12 protein-coding genes are annotated in these 16299 nt (G+C 58.9%); 5 read left to right on the plus strand and 7 right to left on the minus strand.

Features of this window, described 5'->3' with window-relative positions; all coding sequences use genetic code 11:
• Positions 1–3: 3 nt before the first annotated feature.
• The 7 genes from rpsA to mtnA all read right to left on the minus strand — a co-directional run bounded on the left by rpsA (position 4) and on the right by mtnA (position 11317).
• Entirely contained in the window at positions 4–1683 is a 1680-nt protein-coding gene (gene rpsA, locus IEY47_RS00655) for a 30S ribosomal protein S1 (RefSeq protein WP_188981217.1), read from the minus strand.
• A gap of 132 nt (positions 1684–1815) precedes the next feature.
• Positions 1816–2505 carry a (d)CMP kinase gene (gene cmk, locus IEY47_RS00660; RefSeq protein WP_188981218.1) on the minus strand — a complete coding sequence of 230 codons (690 nt, stop codon included), beginning with the start codon at positions 2503–2505 and terminating at the stop codon, positions 1816–1818.
• Positions 2502–4745, minus strand: a complete 2244-nt coding sequence (locus IEY47_RS00665; RefSeq protein ID WP_188981219.1) for a bifunctional prephenate dehydrogenase/3-phosphoshikimate 1-carboxyvinyltransferase — start codon at positions 4743–4745, stop codon at positions 2502–2504. The genes cmk and IEY47_RS00665 overlap by 4 nt, the downstream gene beginning before the upstream one ends.
• A gap of 79 nt (positions 4746–4824) precedes the next feature.
• Positions 4825–5922: a prephenate dehydratase gene (gene pheA, locus IEY47_RS00670; protein ID WP_188981220.1), complete on the minus strand. Its 1098-nt coding sequence runs from the start codon at positions 5920–5922 to the stop codon at positions 4825–4827.
• A complete protein-coding gene (gene serC, locus IEY47_RS00675) occupies positions 5922–7007 on the minus strand; it encodes a 3-phosphoserine/phosphohydroxythreonine transaminase (protein WP_188981221.1) in 1086 nt (361 codons plus the stop codon). Before serC ends, pheA begins: the two co-directional genes overlap by 1 nt.
• 272 nt (positions 7008–7279) lie before the next feature.
• Positions 7280–10102 carry a DNA gyrase subunit A gene (gene gyrA / locus IEY47_RS00680; protein ID WP_188981222.1) on the minus strand — a complete coding sequence of 941 codons (2823 nt, stop codon included), beginning with the start codon at positions 10100–10102 and terminating at the stop codon, positions 7280–7282.
• A gap of 138 nt (positions 10103–10240) precedes the next feature.
• Positions 10241–11317 (minus strand): S-methyl-5-thioribose-1-phosphate isomerase, encoded by a 1077-nt coding sequence (gene mtnA, locus IEY47_RS00685; protein WP_188981223.1) that lies wholly within the window; start codon positions 11315–11317, stop codon positions 10241–10243.
• A gap of 291 nt (positions 11318–11608) precedes the next feature.
• Between mtnA and IEY47_RS00690 the strand changes: the two genes are divergently transcribed.
• From IEY47_RS00690 to IEY47_RS00710, 5 genes are all read left to right on the plus strand, one after another.
• Complete coding sequence (locus IEY47_RS00690; protein ID WP_188981224.1) at positions 11609–12937, plus strand: TRZ/ATZ family hydrolase; 1329 nt, start codon at positions 11609–11611, stop codon at positions 12935–12937.
• 53 nt (positions 12938–12990) lie between these two features.
• Positions 12991–13689, plus strand: coding sequence for a bifunctional 2-polyprenyl-6-hydroxyphenol methylase/3-demethylubiquinol 3-O-methyltransferase UbiG (ubiG, locus tag IEY47_RS00695; protein WP_188981225.1), 699 nt, complete (start codon positions 12991–12993; stop codon positions 13687–13689).
• Positions 13689–14360, plus strand: a complete 672-nt coding sequence (gene mupP / locus IEY47_RS00700; protein ID WP_188981226.1) for an N-acetylmuramic acid 6-phosphate phosphatase MupP — start codon at positions 13689–13691, stop codon at positions 14358–14360. Before ubiG ends, mupP begins: the two co-directional genes overlap by 1 nt.
• 63 nt (positions 14361–14423) lie before the next feature.
• Positions 14424–15161 carry a YciK family oxidoreductase gene (locus tag IEY47_RS00705; RefSeq protein WP_188981227.1) on the plus strand — a complete coding sequence of 246 codons (738 nt, stop codon included), beginning with the start codon at positions 14424–14426 and terminating at the stop codon, positions 15159–15161.
• 182 nt (positions 15162–15343) lie between these two features.
• Complete coding sequence (locus IEY47_RS00710) at positions 15344–16276, plus strand: GGDEF domain-containing protein (protein ID WP_188981228.1); 933 nt, start codon at positions 15344–15346, stop codon at positions 16274–16276.
• Positions 16277–16299: the final 23 nt, after the last annotated feature.

Genomic DNA, 16299 nt, shown 5'->3' on the forward strand with positions numbered 1-16299 from the left:
GTCTTAGTTCTGGTTTTCCATCTGAGCACGGATCAGATCACCAATGGTGGTCGGACCAGCGCTTTCTACTTCGTGCTTACGCAGCTCTTTCATCGCATCCTTCTCGTCGTCGACGTCTTTGGACTTGATGGAAAGGCTGATAACGCGCGACTTGCGATCGATGCTGATGATCTTCGCTTCGACTTCTTCGCCTTCCTTCAGAACGTTACGCGCATCTTCAATGCGGTCACGGCTGATTTCAGAAGCTTTCAGAGTCGCCTCGACTTCGTTGCCCAGATCGATGATGGCGCCTTTGGCGTCGACTTCTTTCACGGTGCCACGAACGATGGTGCCCTTTTCGTTGAGGTTCGCGTAGTTGGAGAACGGATCGTCTTCCAGCTGCTTGATACCCAGGGAGATACGCTCACGCTCTGGATCGACGGAGAGGATAACGGTATCCAGCTCGTCGCCCTTCTTGAAGCGACGTACCGCTTCCTCGCCCACTTCGTTCCACGAGATGTCGGACAGGTGGACCAGACCGTCGATGCCGCCTTCCAGACCAATGAAGATACCGAAATCGGTAATCGACTTGATGGTGCCGGAGATACGATCACCCTTGTTGAAACGGCCAGAGAAGTCTTCCCATGGGTTGGACTTGCACTGCTTGATGCCGAGGGAGATACGGCGACGCTCTTCGTCGATATCCAGGACCTGAACTTCAACTTCGTCACCGACCTGTACGACCTTGGACGGGTGGATGTTCTTGTTGGTCCAATCCATTTCGGAAACGTGAACCAGACCTTCAACACCCTCTTCCAGCTCGGCGAAGCAGCCGTAGTCGGTGAGGTTGGTGACACGTGCGACAACGCGAGTGCCTTCTGGGTAACGCGCCTTAATGGCAACCCATGGGTCTTCGCCCAGTTGCTTCAGACCCAGCGATACGCGGTTACGCTCGCGGTCGAACTTCAGCACCTTGACGTCGATCTCGTCGCCAACATTGACGATTTCGGAAGGATGCTTGATGCGCTTCCACGCCATATCGGTGATGTGCAGCAGACCATCGACGCCGCCCAGGTCAACGAATGCACCGTAGTCGGTGAGGTTCTTGACGATACCTTTGACCTGCTGGCCTTCCTGCAGGGATTCCAGCAGCGCTTCGCGCTCTGCACTGTTTTCCGCTTCCAGGACGCTACGACGGGAAACGACAACGTTGTTGCGCTTCTGATCGAGTTTGATGACCTTGAACTCGAGCTCTTTGCCTTCCAGGTGCGTGGTGTCACGAACCGGACGCACGTCGACCAAGGAACCCGGCAGGAACGCGCGAATACCGTTAACGTCGACCGTGAAGCCGCCCTTGACCTTACCGTTGATAACGCCCTTGACGACTTCTTCTGCAGCGAAAGCAGCTTCCAGAACGATCCAAGATTCGGCGCGCTTGGCCTTCTCGCGGGAGAGCTTGGTTTCACCGAAACCGTCTTCGACCGCGTCGAGCGCTACGTGAACTTCGTCACCGACCTTGATGGTCAGCTCACCTTGTTCGTTGTAGAACTGCTCTACCGGGATGACACCCTCGGACTTGAGACCAGCGTGAACGGTAACCCAGTCACCATCGATATCGACCACGATGCCGGTAATAATGGCACCTGGCTGCATGTCGAGGGATTTTAGGCTTTCTTCAAATAGTTCTGCGAAGCTTTCGCTCATGTTGATTCCTGTAAGTCGGGCGGGGATTCGCCCTTATCCGCATACCAGCCATGCGGGCTCGTTCATATAAAAAAAGGCCTGCGGGACTATGACTGGTCTCCCGCACGCCTCCTTGTCAGCCTTAGGTCAGGCTCATCCAGCAAGACCGCGATTGGCGACCTCGCTCAGGATCGTTTCCAGCACCTGCTCGATCGGCATTGCCGTCGAATCGAGGTGGACTGCATCTTCTGCCGGTATCAACGGTGCGATAGCACGCTGCGAATCGCGGGCGTCGCGCTCCTGTATCTCCTCAAGAAGACTCGCGAGATTAACATCATCGCCCTTGTCCTTCAACTGATGATATCGCCGGCGGGCACGCTCTTCCGCACTTGCGGTCAAAAACACCTTCAAAGGCGCGAGCGGAAACACCACGGTTCCCATGTCGCGTCCATCGGCGACGAGGCCAGGCAGCTCGTGAAAGGCTCGCTGCCGCTGCAGCAATGCCTCGCGTACGGCTGGCAATGCTGCGACCTGCGATGCCCCAGCCCCCACATGCTCGTTGCGAATGGCGTTAGTAACCTCCTCTCCTTCGAGGACGATGGTTTGCTGCCCCCCGGTCGCACTGGAGAGAAACTGCACGTCCAGATGGGCGGCCAGCACCTTGAGTGCCTCTTCGTTTGTTAAATCGACGCCGTGATTACGCGCCGCGAACGCGAGCAATCGGTACAGGGCACCCGAATCCAAAAGATTCCAACCGAGCCGCCCTGCCAGCAGGCCAGCGACTGTCCCTTTACCCGACCCGCTTGGCCCGTCGATGGTGATGATCGGCGCGCGCGTAATCATGAGACCGCCTCGTGCGAAACGCGCAAGCCTACGCGCTTGGCGAGCTCCAGGAAGTTCGGAAACGAGGTCGCGACGTTCGCGCAATCATGAATGCGTATTGGGGCACTCGCTCGCAGCGACGCCACGCTGAAGGCCATCGCGATACGGTGGTCACCATGACTGTCGACCTCGCCGCCGCCCATCTTGCCACCTTCGATCACGATACCGTCCGGCGTCGCCTCAGCATGGACACCCAGTACCTTCAGACCATCCGCCATTGACTGAATACGGTCGGATTCCTTGACCCGAAGCTCTTCAGCACCCGTCAGCACAGTACGCCCCTGCGCGCACGCAGCCGCCACGAAGAGAACCGGAAACTCATCGATGGCCAATGGCACGAGCGCCTCGGGAATGTCGATACCCTTCAACGGCGCCGAGCGCACGCGGATGTCGGCCACAGGCTCGCCGCCTACCTCCCGCTGATTTTGGAGGGTCAGGTCCGCACCCATGAGCTGTAAGATATCGATGACGCCGGTCCGTGTTGGATTGATGCCGACATGCTCCAAAACCAGCTCCGAACCTTCAGCAATACTCGCAGCCACTAAAAAGAATGCCGCTGAGGAAATGTCCGCTGGCACCTCAATCGCACCACCCTTCAGATGATGGCCGCCCGTCAGGCGTGCAGTGTTTCCTTCTGTAGTCACCGGGTAACCGAACCCGCGCAGCATGCGCTCGGTGTGGTCACGGGTGGGCGCAGGTTCCGTAACGGACGTTTGACCGTCGGCATAGAGGCCGGCAAGCAGCAGCGACGACTTGACCTGCGCGCTGGCGACCGGCATGTCGTAATGCATGCCCTTGAGGCGCTGCGCCCCCTTGATCTTGAGTGGCGGCCGGCCATCCGCACCGGTCTCGATGACAGCACCCATCTCACGCAGCGGCACGGCCACGCGATTCATGGGGCGCTTGGACAGCGATGCATCGCCCGTCAATTCGGTATCGAAGGCCTGCGCCGCCAGCAACCCCGACAACAAACGCATCGACGTACCGGAGTTACCGAGGTACAGCGGCCCCGGGGGCGCCTTGAGTCCATTCATACCGACCCCGTGAATCGTGACGCGGCCGTGCAGCGGGCCCTCGATGACGACGCCCATGTCGCGAAACGCCTGTAGCGTCGCAAGCGCGTCTTCACCCTCGAGAAACCCGCTCACTTCTGTCGTACCTTCGGCCAGCGAGCCCAGCATGATTGAGCGATGAGAGATGGACTTATCGCCAGGAACACGTACACGGCCAGACAATGTGCCGCCTGGTTGCGCATTGAAAATCATGTCGTTTTCGGAGTGCATGGTATCCACATAGGCTCTACGAGCCAGAATTTTGTCGAAATGTTCGCGGGCCACTCGGGCGCGAGTGAAGACGCCCAAGAGCTCGCGCCCGTCTCCTGCGTCGACCGCGGCACGCAGTGCATCCAGGTCGTAGCGATAGGTGTCCAATACGCGAAGAACCGCTTCGCGATTGGCCAGAAAGATGTCATGCCACATGGTCGGATCGCTACCTGCAATCCGGGTGAAATCGCGAAAGCCACCTGCCGCATAGCGGAAAATATCCAGGTTCTCGTCGCGCTTTGCCAGCGAGTCCACGATATTGAACGCGAGCAAGTGCGGTAGATGGCTAGTGGCCGCGAGCACCTGATCGTGATGCTCAACATCCATATGCTCTACGTCAGCACCTAGCGCACGCCAGAGGCGGTCGACCAACGCGAGCGCCGCCACATCCGTCGTCGCCAGAGGCGTCAAGATAACCTTGTGCCGGCGGAACAGCTCGATGCGCGCGGCCTCCACTCCACTTTTCTCCGAACCGGCAATGGGGTGCCCTGGCACGAAGCGAGCCGGAACAGCACCAAACACGCGGACAGCCGCAGCGACAATAGCGCCCTTGGCGCTGCCGACGTCAGTGATCACCGCGTTGCCCAAATCGAGCGTCGCCAATACGGAGAGAACGCGCTCCATCGCCAGGATCGGCACGGCCAGCTGAATAACGTCTGCCCCTACGCACGCCGTGGCGAGATCTTCCTCACAACGGTCCGCCACCCCCTGCTCCACCGCTAACTGGCGAGATGCAGGATCGAGATCGACCCCTACAACTTCGCGAAACAGACCTTGCGCTCTGATGCCTTTCGCGAACGAGCCACCGATCAAGCCAAGCCCGATGACGACCAGGCGGCCTAGTGGTGCTGGATTTGGCACATACGCCACCGTACTCATAACGCCAATATCCCATGCCCGGCCGCCTTACCATTCATGCGGTAAAAGCCACTCACGTGCAAAACATTTCGTGTTTGGTTCAAAGCACGGCCTTCGGGTAAGAGCCAAGGACTTTGAGCGCAACGGCTTCTTGTTGAATCTTGTCCAGGACTGTTTTGATCGCCGGGTCCTGATGATGACCAACAAAGTCGATAAAGAAGACATATGTCCATTTACCGCTTCGCGATGGCCGCGTCTCGATTCGGGTCAGGTCGATTCCATTGCTGTGGAACGGCACCAATAGCTCGTGCAGCGCGCCTGGCTTGTTGCGCATCGACACGATGATCGATGTCTTGTCGTCCCCGATGGGAGGCACATCCTGATTTCCGATGATCAGAAAACGCGTCGAGTTGTCGGGTCGATCCTCGATTTTTTCGAATACTGGCCGGAGCCCATAAAGGCTTGCAGCCATATCGCCGGCGATAGCTGCGGAGTTCCATTCGCTTTTCACGCGTCGCGCTGCATCAGCGTTGCTCGATACGGCGACGCGCTCCACATTCGGGTAATGCGCGTCGAGCCACTTGCGACATTGCGCCAGCGACTGGGCGTGAGAATAGATTCGGGTAATGTGTTCGGTCTTGGTGTTCTCGCCCACCAGCAGATGGTGGTGGATCCGTAATTCCACTTCGCCGCAAATGACGAGATCGTGCTCCAGAAAGCTGTCCAGCGTGTGATTCACCGCGCCTTCAGTCGAGTTTTCGACAGGCACCACGCCAAAATCCACCGCACCGGCTGCCACTTCCCGGAACACTTCATCGATGGCCATCATCGGCTTGCTCACGACCGCCTGACCAAAATGCTTGATCGTAGCGGCATGACTGAATGTCCCTTCCGGCCCGAGATAGGCTGCTTTCAATGGCTCTTCAAGAGCCAGACAGCAAGACATGATCTCCCGGAACAGGCGCGCCATGTCCTCGTTGCCAAGCGGGCCTTCATTTCTTTCCATGATGCGCTTGAGGACCTGTGCCTCGCGCTCCGGCCGATAAAAAACAGCGGTCTCGCCCTCGGCGAGCGCGGCCATTTTGACGCGAGCCACTTCCTGAGCACATTGCGCGCGTGCACTGATGAGTTGGAGGATTTGTCCATCCAGATCATCGATCCGGATTCGCAACGCTTGAAGTTGATCGAGATCAGCCATCACCCGCGCTCCTTTTCGAACTCGGTCATGTAATCGATCAGCGCCTCTACCGCCTCCGGTCCGGTGGCGTTATAGATCGAAGCACGCATGCCACCCACTGAGCGGTGCCCTTTCAGGTTGAGTAGCCCGCGCGCATCCGCGCCCTCCAGAAACGCTTTGTCCAGACGCTCGTCGGCCAAGCGGAAAGGAACATTCATCCAGGAGCGCGCGCTTGGCGCAATAGGGTTCGAATAAAAGGCACTGTTATCGATGAATCCGTACAAGCGCTCCTTCTTCTGTCGATTACGCGCTTCCATGCCGGCGACGCCTCCCTGCTCTTTCAGCCACTCGAACACCAGGCCGGATAGATACCAGGAATAGGTGGCGGGCGTGTTGTACATCGAGCCGTTGTCCGCTGACACCTTGTAGTTCAGCATCGTCGGGCAAGCACTACGTGCACGACCAAGCAGGTCCTCACGAACGATCACGACCACCAGGCCAGACGGACCAATGTTCTTTTGCGCGCCAGCATAGATCAGCCCGTACCTGGACACATCGATCGTGCGCGACAGGATGTCCGAGGACATGTCTACGACAAGCGGCACATCGCCAACGTCAGGCAACCAGTCGAATTGCACCCCGCCAATGGTTTCATTCGAAGCGAGGTGCACATATGCGGCATCGTGGCTCAATTGCCACTCGGCCTGCGCTGGGATCGCCTGATAGTCGTATGCCTTGGCACTCGCGGCGACGTTGATACGACCATAGCGCTGCGCTTCTTCGATCGCCTTCCGCGACCAAATGCCAGTGTCGACATAGTCCGCGACACCGTTTTCAGGCAAAAGATTGAGCGGAATTTCCGCGAACTGCTGGCTGGCACCGCCTTGCAGGAACAACACCTTGTAGTTGTCTGGGACCGCGAGAAGCTCACGCAGATCTCGCTCAGCTTTCTCTGCTATGGCGGTATATTCGTCACTGCGATGGCTCATTTCCATCACCGACAAACCACGCCCTTGGTAGTCCAGCATTTCGGCGCGAGCACGCTCGAGTACGGCAGTAGGAAGCGCGGCTGGGCCGGCACAGAAGTTATGGGCGCGTTTGCTCACAGCGATTTCTCTCGATTCGATTGCCACTCAAACGGCGCTGAGCCGAGAGCCCCTCGCCGACGCGATGCCGTTTTTGGTCATTCGACTTCGCTCAACATCGGCCAAATACGGGTCCGGCCATGCTGGAAAGAGCCGAACGAGAAAGTTCGTTGACGACAAACGAACCCCTCTCGTAATGACGTAAATACGGCTGCCTGCATCTAACACGCAAGCGTTTGAACACTCAATGGCCACAGGGTCGGCTGGCATCGTCAGATGCCAGCCAGCGCAGGCTAGTCTTCGTCGTCCGTCGGTACGACATCCGGCGAGACATCACCTTTGCCACCCAGCAGCTCATCTTCCTCAGGCTCGGTGCTCTCGACCGGCATGCCCTGGGCAAGCGTCTCGTCGTCCAGGGTGGCTTCGATCTCTTCCAGATCCGCCTCGACACTTGGCTCCTGGACCCGCTCGAGCCCTACCAACTTCTCGCCTTTGCCAAGCTTGATGAGCGTCACGCCCTGGGTATTACGCCCCAGGGAAGAAACACCGGAAACCGATGTCCGTACCAGCGTGCCCTGGTCGGAAATCAACATGATCTCCTCGCCTTCATGAACCTGAACAGCACCGATCAGCTCACCATTACGCTCGTTGCAGACCATGGCGATAACACCTTGGCCGCCACGACCACGACGAGGGAATTCAGGCAACTGGGAGCGTTTGCCATACCCATTGATACTTGCGGTCAGCACCTGGGCGTCCGTTTCAGGAATCAGCATCGAAATGATGCGCTGCCCTTCCGGGAGACGCATACCGCGAACACCACGCGCGGTACGCCCCATGGTGCGCACCTTGCTTTCCTTGAAGCGGATGACCTTGCCACCATTGGAGAACATCATCACGTCCTGCGCACCATCAGTGATGGCCGCAGCGATCAGCGTATCGCCCTCCTCCAGACGCAAGGCGATCAAGCCACTGGAGCGAGGCTTGCTGAACTGGATGAGCGGCGTCTTCTTGACCGTACCCTTGGCGGTAGCCATGAAGATGTAGCTGCCGGTGGGTTCGTCCTGACTGTCGTCGTCGGCATCGCCTTCTTCGATTTCCGCGGACAACTCTTCTTCCGGCTCGGCCAAGGTGCCTTCGATGACGTCATCGTCCGCGCCCTCGGCGCCTTCCGGTGCCTCACGACGCACTGCATCGAGATCGACCTGCAAGATCGCGGTGATCCGCTCGCCTTCGTCCAGCGGCAGGATATTCACCAACGGACGACCTCGCGCAGCACGCGACGCTTCGGGAATCTCGTACGTCTTGAGCCAGTAGACCTTGCCCTTGCTGGAAAACAGCAGCAGCGTGTTATGGCTATTGGCGACGAGCAGATGCTCGATGTAGTCCTCATCCTTCACGCCAGTTGCACTGCGCCCGCGACCGCCGCGACGCTGCGCATCGTACGAGGCCAGCGGCTGCGACTTCGCATAACCACCGTGGGAGATGGTGACGACCCGCTCTTCTTCGGTGATCAGGTCCGCAATCGTCAGATCGACGTGGGACGCGACGATCTCGGTACGACGCGTATCCCCGAAGTCCGCCTTGATCTTCTCCAGCTCTTCGCGGATGACTTCCATCAAGCGCTCAGGGCTCGTCAGGATACGGATCAGCTCGCCGATGAGATTGAGGATTTCCTGATACTCAGCAAGCAGCTTCTCGTGCTCGAGGCCTGTCAGGCGGTGCAAGCGGAGGTCTAGGATCGCCTGCGCCTGATCCGGCGACAGGTAGTACTTGCCATCACGCAGCCCGTACTGTTCATCGAGCCCTTCCGGCCGGCACGAATCGGCACCGGCCCGCTCGACCATCGCTTCCACCGCGCTGGATTCCCATGCGGTAGCGATCAGGCGCTCCTTGGCTTCAGCCGGCGTCGGCGATGCCTTGATCAGCTCGATCACCGGATCGATGTTCGACAGCGCAACGGCCTGGCCTTCCAGCACATGCCCCCGCTCGCGGGCCTTGCGCAACTCATAAACGGTACGGCGCGTCACCACTTCACGGCGATGACGGACGAACACTTCGAGCATGTCCTTCAGGTTCAACGTGCGCGGCTGGCCATCCACCAAGGCCACGACGTTGATACCGAAGACACTCTGCAGCTGCGTCTGCGCATAGAGGTTGTTGAGAACGACCTCAGGCACTTCACCACGACGCAACTCGATGACGACGCGCATGCCGTCCTTGTCCGATTCGTCGCGAAGCTCGGTGATGCCTTCGATCTTCTTCTCTTTCACCAGCTCGGCGATCTTTTCGATCAGGCGAGCCTTGTTGAGCTGATAGGGCAGCTCGGTAATGACGATCTGCTGCCGACCACCGACCTTGTCGATGTCTTCGATCTCGGCACGCGCACGAATGTAGATACGTCCACGGCCCGTGCGGTACGCCTCGATGATACCCGCGCGACCATTGATGATCCCCGCCGTCGGAAAATCCGGCCCCGGGATATACTGCATCAGGTCATCAATGGTGAGATCGGGGTTTTCGATCAACGCCAGGCAACCGTCGATCACTTCCGACAGGTTATGCGGCGGAATGTTGGTCGCCATGCCCACCGCGATACCGGATGAGCCGTTGACCAGCAGGTTCGGCACCTTGGTTGGCAGGACCGCGGGAATTTTCAACGAGCCGTCGTAGTTATCTACCCAATCGACGGTTTCCTTATCGAGGTCCGCCAGCAGCTCGTGGGTGAGCTTGAACATACGGACTTCGGTGTATCGCATCGCGGCGGCGTTATCGCCATCCACCGAACCGAAGTTACCTTGGCCATTCACCAACATGTAACGAAGGGAAAACGGCTGCGCCATACGCACGATGGTGTCGTAAACCGCAGAGTCCCCGTGCGGGTGGTACTTACCGATGACGTCACCGACCACACGAGCCGATTTCAGGTACGGCTTGTTCCAGTCGTTGCCCAACTCGCTCATCGCGTAGAGCACGCGGCGATGCACGGGTTTCAAACCATCGCGCGCATCCGGCAGCGCACGCCCGATGATCACGCTCATCGCGTAATCAAGGTAGGACTGTTTGAGTTCGTCTTCGATATTGACCGGAAGGATTTCTTTGGCCAGTTCACCCATGGAAAGCTGGTTCCTTATAAATCAGGGAGGTCCTGCGGAAAGCGCGGGATCATATCACAGCACGCCGTCGACAACCTCTGATGGCCCGCATGAAAGCGTGCGATGGGAGACAATAAAGGCGCACTCGAACCGTTGCCTTCAGTGCAGGCGCTTGCGGCTCATTAATGCGGCCATTTTCGCCGCGTCCGGCCTCTCGATGACACCCCGCTCGGTCACGATGGCATCGATGAGGTCCGCAGGCGTCACATCGAAGACGGGATTGCACACCGGCACATCCGCCGCGACTCGATGTCCAGCCACTTCGAGAAGCTCACTGCTGGGGCGCTCTTCGATGGGAATATCGTCACCGTTTTCCATACTCAGGTCGATACTGGAACTCGGCGCGACCACCATGAAGCGCACGCCGTGGTGCATCGCATTGACCGCCAATTGATAGGTACCAATCTTGTTCGCGATGTCGCCATTCGCAGTGATGCGGTCCGCACCCACGATGACCCAGGTGATCCCCGCATGCTTCATAAGGTGTGCGGCTGACGAATCCGCCACCAGGGCGACATTCACGCCCTCGTTGTGCAGCTCCCAGCTCGTGAGTCGCCCACCTTGCAACCAGGGACGCGTCTCGCCGGCGTAAACCGTCTTCAGCAGGCCGTCCAGACTCGCGGCGCGAATCACACCCAGCGCTGTACCGAAGCCACCGGTGGCGAGCGCCCCGGTATTGCAATGTGTCATCAGGTTCTGCGCGGCTGACTGGCGCTTGCGGATAAGCTCCAAACCAAGCTGAGCCATCGTCAAATTGGCTTCTCTATCACTTTGATGGATTGCGATCGCTTCGCTTTCCAGCGCCTGTAACGGTTCTTCTTCTGGCTTCAAACGCGCGATCCGCTCGCGCATCCGGTTCAGTGCCCAAATTAGATTCACAGCGGTAGGCCGGGCATTAGCCAATACTTCGAAGTCGGCTTCCAGTCGCGCGCGCCAGTCGCCGCCTGCTGCAATCCGTTCGCGAGCACCGAGCAAGAGACCATAGGCAGCCGCGATACCGATTGCTGGAGCGCCTCGTACCACCATTTGCTTGATGGCCGCAGCCACATCGTAAGCAGTGCGGTAGCTCAGCCAGGACTCTTCGAGCGGCAGCACACGCTGGTCGAGCAGGCGCAGCGTACCGTCCACCCATTCGATCGCCTTCACCTTTTCAGCCGCCAGCAAACGCTCGCGCATGCCACACCTCGAGTACCCCTTCAAAGCGGCGGAGTATACGCGAGCCCTGGCCGCTGTTGAGGTTTCGTCGCCGTAACGCGAATTGCCGCACTCTAATGCCGCGAAACCGCGAAGAAGCCTATGGCATTTGTAGATAGGGCCGGAACCTCCAGACAACGAGGACCACAAAACCTTGCTCAACGCGTTAATACAGACACGATCTCGACTTGGCGTCGATAGGCCGTAGGCTTCAAGCTTCGGCGCCGACGCTTTACACTCCAGCGACGCTTCATCAATGCGGACCTTCTCGACATGCCAAAGCCAATGCCAGCACCCTTCGATCTGCTGTTGCTACCCACATGGCTGGTGCCTGTAGAACCCGCTGGCGTGGTACTCAAGGGGCATGGGTTGGGCGTCTCGAACGGTCGTATCGAGGCAATTGCCCCACGTGAGGATCTGCTTCGCCGCGGCGCCGTCGACGTCCGCGAACTCCCTGGCTGCATGCTGACGCCGGGCCTGATCAATGCACATGGGCATGCGGCAATGACGCTATTCCGCGGCATGGCGGATGACCTGCCGCTGATGACCTGGCTCAAACAGCACATCTGGCCCGCCGAAGCCAAATGGGTCGACGAGCAATTCGTGCTTGATGGCACCGAGCTGGCCATCGCCGAGCAGCTCAAAAGCGGCATCACGACGTTTTCCGATATGTACTTCTTTCCCAAAATCGCCAGCGAAGCCGTTCACGAAGCGGGAATACGCGCACAAATCTGCATCACCCTGCTCGATACGCCGATACCGGGCGCCCTCGACACGGCTGACGCCATTCGCCGCGGACTTGAGCTCTTCGACGACCTCAAGCATCACCCTCGAATGAAAGTCGCCTTCGGGCCGCATGCGCCCTACAGCATCAGCGACGACAAACTCGAGACCATCCTGATGCTGGCCGAAGAACTCGATGCGGGCATCCAGATGCACGTGCACGAAGCCGCTGCGGAAGTTCGACAGGCCGTCGAACGCACAGGTGAACGCCCGCTCGCGCGCCTTTCTCGTCTGGGCCTGCTCGGTCCACGCCTCCAGGCCGTGCACATGACCCAGATCGATGAAAGCGACCTTTCGTTGCTTGTGGAAAGCAACAGCAGCGTCATTCACTGCCCTGAATCGAACCTCAAACTGGCCAGTGGCTTCTGCCCGGTCGAACGCCTGCTGCAAGCCGGCGTCAACGTCGCCATCGGCACCGACGGCGCGGCGAGCAACAATGATCTCGACTTGCTGGGCGAAACAAGAACGGCGGCATTGCTCGCCAAGGGCGTTGCTGGATCAGCCACGGCTCTGGATGCGCATGCTGCGTTACGCATGGCGACACTGAATGGCGCCAGGGCCCTCGGAATCGACGACTGTACCGGCACCCTCGAGCCCGGCAAATACGCAGACATGGTCGTATTCGATCTCGATGGTCTGGCGCAACAACCCATCTACGACCCTGTTTCCCAATTGATCTACGCGACCGGCCGCGATGCCGTACGCGACGTCTGGGTCGCAGGCAGACCCCTTGTCAGCGACCGCGCCTTGGTCCGTATGGACGAAGACAAACTAATCGCCACGGCTAACGCATGGGCTGACCGCATTTCGCGAGGTTGAGCACCGCCACCGCAAGCCTTCTAACCTTATCCATTACCCACTTCGAGAACACCATGAGCAACGTTGATCACGCCGAAATCGCCAAATTCGAGGCATTGGCCCACCGTTGGTGGGATCGCGAAAGCGAATTCAAACCGCTTCACGAAATCAATCCACTGCGCGTCAACTGGATCGACGAGCGCATTGGTCTTGCCGGAAAGCGCGTCCTGGACGTGGGCTGCGGCGGCGGCATCCTGAGCGAAGCCATGGCGCAACGCGGCGCGTCGGTGATGGGCATCGATATGGGCGAGGCACCATTATCCGTCGCGCAGTTACATCAGCTCGAATCCGGCGTTCCGGTCGAGTACCGTCAGATCACTGCCGAAGACCTCGCTGCGGAGATGCCGGGCCAGTTCGACGTCGTGACCTGCCTGGAGATGCTGGAACACGTGCCAGACCCTGCCTCTGTAATCCGCGCCTGCCATACCCTGGTCAAACCCGGTGGTCAGGTCTTCTTCTCCACGATCAACCGCAACCCGAAGGCTTATCTGTTCGCGATCATTGGCGCCGAATACGTGCTGCGACTGCTGCCGCGCGGGACACATGACTTCAAGAAATTCATCCGTCCTTCCGAGCTTGGCGCCTGGTCCCGAGCGACGGGACTGGACGTGAAGGACATGATCGGGCTGACCTACAACCCCATCACCAAGCATTACAAGCTCGAACCCGATGTGGACGTGAACTACATGGTCCAGACCCAGAGGAGCCTCTGATGCGCCTCGAGGCGGTACTGTTCGACATGGACGGCACCCTCCTGGACACCGCGCCGGACTTCATCGTTGTTATCCAGGCGATGCGCGCATCGCGGAGCCTGCCGCCCATTTCCGAACAGTCCATTCGCAACGTCGTCTCCGGCGGCGCACGTGCAATGGTGGCCAACGGGTTCGATGTCGATCCGCTATCGGAAGCGTTCGAAGCACTGAGGTTGGAATTTCTGTATCGCTACCAGCAGGACTGCGCCGTTCACTCACACCTCTACGACGGCATGGCAGAGATACTGGCAGACATCGAAGCAGCCGGCTTGAAGTGGGGCGTCGTCACCAACAAACCGGTGCGCTTCGCCGAGCCGATCATGCAGCGCCTGGGCCTGGCCGCGCGCTTGTCGGTGCTCGTCTGCCCGGACCACGTGACCCGCAGCAAGCCCGACCCCGAGCCCATGCAGCTTGCGTGCAGCCAGATGGGCATCTCGCCGGCCAACGTGTTGTTCATCGGGGATGACCTGCGTGACATCCAATCAGGGCACGCTGCGGGGAGCCGGACGGTCGCGGTCACCTATGGCTATATTCATCCCGAGGACAATCCGCGCAGCTGGGGCGCCGATGCCGTCATCGACCACCCGAGCGAGCTACGGGCATTGCTCGATCGCGCAATCTGCAGCTGCTGAGGCATTACCGCGGCCAGTGTCGGCAGACACTTTGCCCATCGACACCTGCCATAGGAGACGCTTTTGTTCGTCTACACCGCCACACCCGATCTGCTCTCTGGACGCGTTATCCTGATTACCGGCGCCAATCGTGGCATTGGTGCCGCTGCGGCAGAGGCTTTCGCCGCGCATGGTGCAACCGTCGCGCTGCTGGGCCGGGCAACCGAAGGCCTCACCGAAATCGCTAATGCCCTTGAGCAGCAAGGTTACAAGCGCCCCAGCGTTCACCCTCTCGACCTTGCAACCGCTGGCGTAGACGACTTTGCCGGGCTGAGCGATGCACTGGCGCAGCGCTACGGGAAGCTCGACGGCCTTCTTCACAACGCCTCTATGCTCGGCCCGCGCTGCAGCCTGGAAGACACACCGCTCGACGCATTTCAGCAGGTAGTGCAGGTCAACGTAACGGCACTACTGGGCCTGACACGTCCATTGCTGCCGCTGCTGCGCGCGTCGAGCGATGCTTCACTCGTTTTCACCTCTAGCAGCGTGGGCCGTAAAGGCCGCGCACATTGGGGGGCGTACGCGATTTCGAAATTTGCAACCGAAGGCATGATGCAAGTCTTCGCGGACGAATTCGCCGGTTCGACAATTCGGGCGAACAGCGTCAATCCTGGTGGTACTCGCACAGCGATGCGTGCGTTGGCATACCCAGAAGAAAACCCAAAAACACGTCCTACGCCAGACGCCATCATGCCGGTCTATCTGTACCTCATGGGCCCGCAAAGCAAAGGGGTCAATGGCCAAGCGCTGGACGCCCAATAACTGTCAGAAATCCGTCTGAACGCGGATATTTTCGGTTGCTTTGGTTAGCGGAAGCGGCAAAAAAATGCCGCAGAGACATTCCCCTAAAAACTAAGCAGCTGATTTATATAGATTTTTAAGAGTGGCATGGAAATCGCTATAGCTGGCTCATCTTGGCCCCCAAAACGCCAAAGGCATCAACTATGGTCATTGCAAACACATCCAATACGATCGACTTCGACGCCGCGAAATTGCGGCGCATGGGCTTGTCCGAACGGCGTAAAGCGTCTGCGCGACCGTTAACGCTGAATGAATTGCGCCGCTTGCTCAATCACCAGCTGCAGACCAGCCTCGAGCTCGATCGCGTACTGGCGCTGTTCTTCGCGTCGGCCCCTCGGCTCGTTCCGCTGGATGCAATGACGTACGTTCATTCAGCCAGCGAGTTCAAGCTTGAACTCGGCGCGGGTGGCATTCATACCGTCGCGTACGAGCTGACGCATGAGCAAAACTATCTCGGCGAATTAGTCTTCAGACGCGAGCACCGTTTCCAGCAGGAGGAGCTCACTCAACTCGAAGCACTGCTCGCCTGCCTGCTCTTTCCCCTTCGCAATGCGCTGCTCTACCGCACTGCGGTACAGAATGGCATGCGTGATTCGCTCACCAATACAGGTAACCGATATGCCATGGATCAGACGCTTCGGCGCGAGGTCGATCTCGCCCTCCGGCATCTGCATCCACTCTCGATTCTGATGGTGGATATCGATCACTTCAAAAAAGTGAACGACACCTATGGACATGGCACCGGGGATGACGTTTTGCGTGCAGTAAGCGCGACCTTGACGGCCAACCTGCGCAATATCGATATGGTATTCCGGTTCGGCGGCGAAGAATTTCTGGTGCTAATGTCGAGCACCGATAGCGATCCAGCCACCATGGTTGCGGAGCGCTTATGCACTGCGGTCCAACAGTTACAGTTTCTGGTGCACGGCAACGACCTTCAACTGTCGATCAGCGTTGGCTGTGCCACGCTGCAATCGATGGAGAGCATGGACAGCCTGCTACGCCGGGCTGACGCCGCGCTGTATATGTCGAAACATGGAGGCCGCAACCGAGTGACCTCCGCGCCTTCATTCTGACTGCCGACCGGTTATCGCTAACC

The organism is Pseudomonas matsuisoli (assembly GCF_014647635.1).
Lineage (GTDB): Bacteria > Pseudomonadota > Gammaproteobacteria > Pseudomonadales > Pseudomonadaceae > Pseudomonas_P > Pseudomonas_P matsuisoli.

Bases quoted from the DNA above. Each gene is read 5' to 3' on its own strand.
- rpsA (WP_188981217.1), bottom strand. From the start codon at position 1,683: ATGAGCGAAAGCTTCGCAGAACTATTTGAAGAAAGCCTAAAATCCCTC.
- cmk (WP_188981218.1), bottom strand. From the start codon at position 2,505: ATGATTACGCGCGCGCCGATCATCACCATCGACGGGCCAAGCGGGTCG.
- IEY47_RS00665 (WP_188981219.1), bottom strand. From the start codon at position 4,745: ATGAGTACGGTGGCGTATGTGCCAAATCCAGCACCACTAGGCCGCCTG.
- pheA (WP_188981220.1), bottom strand. From the start codon at position 5,922: ATGGCTGATCTCGATCAACTTCAAGCGTTGCGAATCCGGATCGATGAT.
- gyrA (WP_188981222.1), bottom strand. From the start codon at position 10,102: ATGGGTGAACTGGCCAAAGAAATCCTTCCGGTCAATATCGAAGACGAA.
- mtnA (WP_188981223.1), bottom strand. From the start codon at position 11,317: ATGCGCGAGCGTTTGCTGGCGGCTGAAAAGGTGAAGGCGATCGAATGG.
- IEY47_RS00690 (WP_188981224.1), top strand. From the start codon at position 11,609: ATGCCAAAGCCAATGCCAGCACCCTTCGATCTGCTGTTGCTACCCACA.
- ubiG (WP_188981225.1), top strand. From the start codon at position 12,991: ATGAGCAACGTTGATCACGCCGAAATCGCCAAATTCGAGGCATTGGCC.
- mupP (WP_188981226.1), top strand. From the start codon at position 13,689: ATGCGCCTCGAGGCGGTACTGTTCGACATGGACGGCACCCTCCTGGAC.
- IEY47_RS00710 (WP_188981228.1), top strand. From the start codon at position 15,344: ATGGTCATTGCAAACACATCCAATACGATCGACTTCGACGCCGCGAAA.